This is a genomic window from Streptomyces sp. MK37H (assembly GCF_018035285.1).
Lineage (GTDB): Bacteria > Actinomycetota > Actinomycetes > Streptomycetales > Streptomycetaceae > Streptomyces > Streptomyces endocoffeicus.
Window position 1 is genome coordinate 1 of sequence record NZ_JAAAYH010000675.1, and the last position, 3,220, is coordinate 3,220.

Here is a 3,220-nt window from a genome sequence, read left to right on the forward strand (position 1 = left end):
CCCCACCTGGAGGCGGCGTGAGACCCGGCGCGGTGCGAGGGGCCTGCCCGGCACGGCGGGCAGGCCGAGTGCGACCGGTTGCGCCGCACTCATCCCATCCGGTTCCGCCGCGCTCGTCCCATCCGGTTCCGCCGCGCTCATCCCGTCCGGTTGCGCCGCACTCATCCCGTCACCCATGGCTTCCGGCGGCGGTCTCCCGGGCGGCCCGCAGCGACTCCTTGAGGGAGCCCATGGTCGCCAGGACCGCGGTGGGCTCATAGCCGCAGTGGGCCATGCAGTTGTCGCAGCGCGGATCCTTGCCGCGGCCGTAGCTGTCCCAGTCGGTCTCCTCCACCAACTGGCGGTAGGTCGGGACATAGCCGTCGCTCATCAGATAGCAGGGGCGCTGCCAGCCGAAGAGGGAGTAGTTGGGGATGCCCCAGGCGGTGCACGGGAAGTCCGTCTTGCCCTCCAGGAAATCGAGGAAGAGCGGGCTGTGGTTGAGCCGCCAGCGGCGCCGGTTGCCCCCGGCGAACGCCTTGCGGAACAGCTCGCGGGTCTGCTCGACGCCCAGGAAGTGCTCCTGGTCGGGCGCCTTCTCGTACGCGTAGGCGGGCGAGATCATCATCTCGTCCACCTCGAGCTCGTCATTGAGGAAGTCGAGCACGTCGATGACGGTCTGCGGGGTGTCGGTATTGAAGAACGTGGAATTGGTGGTGACCCGGAAGCCGCGCCGCTTGGCCTCCTTGATGGCCTCCACCGCCTCGTCGAACACCCCCTCCTTCGCCACCGATTCGTCGTGCCGCTCCCGCAGCCCGTCGATGTGCACCGCGAAGGCGAAGTACGGAGACGGCTTGAACAGATGCATCTTCTTCCGCAGCAGCATCGCGTTGGTGCAGAGGAAGACGTACTTCTTCCGCGCCACCAGCTGCCGTGCGATCTCGTCGATCTGCGGGTGCATCAGGGGTTCGCCGCCCGCGATGGACACCATCGGCGCACCCGACTCCAGCACCGCGCCCACCGCCTGGGCGACCGGCATGCGCTGCTTGAGCACCCCGGCCGGATGCTGGATCTTCCCGCAGCCCTCGCACTTGAGATTGCACGCGAACAGCGGCTCGAGCTCGACAATCAACGGGAACTTGTCCCGCCGCTTGATCATCTTCTGTTCAAAGAGATACGTCGCGACCCGGATGGTCTGGCGGAGTGGCATGGCCATCTAGCTCACCTCCTGGGAGCAGCGAAGAACGGTGCCAGTGAAAGAAAGCGGGAAGAACGGTCCGAAGAACCCGGAAAGCCGATATTCCACCGCGTAGCGTGCCGATTCGGACGAGTTCATGTTGAGGAGCGTCCACGACCACCCGGACGGCCGCAACCGGACGGACGCCGTGGCCGACGGCGGTGCGCAGGGTCGCGGCGGACTCCATGTCCACCGCGATGGCGCCGGTGCTGTGCAGCGCGGCCCGCTCCGCGCCGCGCACCACATGGTCCGAGCCCACGACCGGGCCGATGTGGACGGCCCGGCGGGGGCCGCCGGGGAGGGGATGTGACAGGGCGTCGGCGAGGATCCGGGTGCCGGTGCACACGGTGCGGCCCGCCGGATCGCGGGTCTCGTCGGCCACGACGAGGTCCCCGGGGTGCATGCCCGGGGCCAGCCCGGCGCAGAAGCCGGTGGCGATGACGGCGGTGGGCCGCCCCCCGGGTTCACCGGGCTCACCGGGCTCACCGGGCCTCCCGGTGAGCGCCCGGGTCACGGCGCGCTCGGCCGACTGCGGTCCCATGCCCGTGCGCAGCACGGTCACGGCCCCGGCGGCGGCGCCGAGGCCGGCGCCGCGCAGGGCGAACCGCTCGATGCCGAGCGCACAGGCGATCAGCAGCGAAGCACCGCCGGCCTCCGCGGCCGGATCGGCGGACATCAACTGCTCCGCGGTCGCGCCCCGGTGGGCTCGCCGTGGACATACCGGCCCAGTGCCGTCACCGGGAAGACCTGCCTGTACAGGTGGTAGTTGATGGAGAAGTCCCAGGGGAAGCCGGTGCCGGTGAAGTACGGCTCGTCCCAGGAGCCGTCCTGCCGCTGGGTCCCGGCGAGCCAGGTGATCCCACGCTCGACGGCCGCGCCGTCCCGCTCCCCCGCCGCCAGCAGCGCGAGCAGCGCCCACGCCGTCTGCGAGGCGGTGGAGGCACCCCGGCCCATCCACTCGGCGTCGAGGTAGGAGCGCTGGTCCTCGCCCCAGCCGCCGTCCTCGTTCTGGACTCTCTCCAGCCAGCGGACGGCCCGGCGGACGGCCGGATGGGAGGCGGGGACGCCCGCGGCGATCAGCGCGGGGACGACGGAGCCGGTGCCGTAGACGTAGTTGGTGCCCCAGCGGCCGAACCAGGCGCCGCTCGGCTCCTGCTCGGACAGCAGCCAGGAGATGCCGCGCCGGGTGCGGGCGTCGTACGTCCGCCCCTCGTGCGCCAGCATCTCCACGACATGCGCGGTGACATCGGCCGACGGCGGGTCGATGACCTCACCGAAGTCGCAGAACGGCAGCTTGTTGGGGAGCGGGCTGGTGTTGTCGACGTCGAACGCGCCCCACGCCCCGTTCTTCGACTGCATGCCCAGGGTCCAGCGCATGGCGCGCCGCACGGCCGCCTCGATCCGCTCGGGCTCGGGGTGGTCGACCCGGCGCAGCGCCAGGATGACCTCGGCGGTGTCGTCGATGTCGGGGTAGTTGTCATTGTGGAATTCGAACGCCCAGCCGCCGGAGGGCAGCCCGGGCCGCCGGACCGACCAGTCGCCGGGCCGGTCGATCTGCTCGGTCAGCATCCAGTCGGCGGCCTTGACCAGCGCCGGGTGGTCGGCGGCGAGACCGGCGTCGGCGAGCGCGATGGCGGCCAGGCAGGTGTCCCAGACCGGGGACTGACAGGCCTCGATCATCCGGCTGCCGTCCTCGCGCCACACCGCGAACCGGTCCAGCGACTCCAGACCGGCGCGCATCACGGGGTGGTCGAGGTCGTAGCCGAGCAGATGGAGGGCGATGACGGAGTAGACGGCGGGGGGCTGGATGCCGCCCCAGCAGCCGTCGTTCTCCTGCCGCTCCACGATCCAGCGGGCGCAGGAGCGCAGCGCGGCCCGGCGCAGCGGGCGGAAGGCGACCTTGTGGTAGGCGTGCAGCGCCCGGTCCAGCCGCTGGAAGGCGCCGTCCCAGGAGGCGACGGGGGCGAGCGGGCGCGGCGGATTGGGTCTGCGGGGGTCGGTGTG

The 3,220-nt window shown here is 71.3% G+C and carries 3 protein-coding genes; all 3 read right to left on the minus strand.

Going from position 1 to position 3,220, the window contains the following annotated elements; genetic code table 11:
• Nucleotides 1-169: 169 nt before the first annotated feature.
• Complete coding sequence (gene hpnH / locus GWI24_RS42535; protein WP_210951370.1) at nt 170-1,195, minus strand: adenosyl-hopene transferase HpnH; 1,026 nt, start codon at nt 1,193-1,195, stop codon at nt 170-172.
• On the minus strand, nt 1,146-1,892 hold the full coding sequence (locus tag GWI24_RS42540) for a 1-hydroxy-2-methyl-2-butenyl 4-diphosphate reductase (protein ID WP_210951371.1): 747 nt from the start codon (nt 1,890-1,892) through the stop codon (nt 1,146-1,148). Before GWI24_RS42540 ends, hpnH begins: the two co-directional genes overlap by 50 nt.
• Nucleotides 1,892-3,220, minus strand: a 1,329-nt coding sequence (shc, locus tag GWI24_RS42545) for a squalene--hopene cyclase (RefSeq protein ID WP_210951372.1), incomplete at its 5' end; no start/stop codon positions are given. The genes shc and GWI24_RS42540, both read right to left, overlap by 1 nt.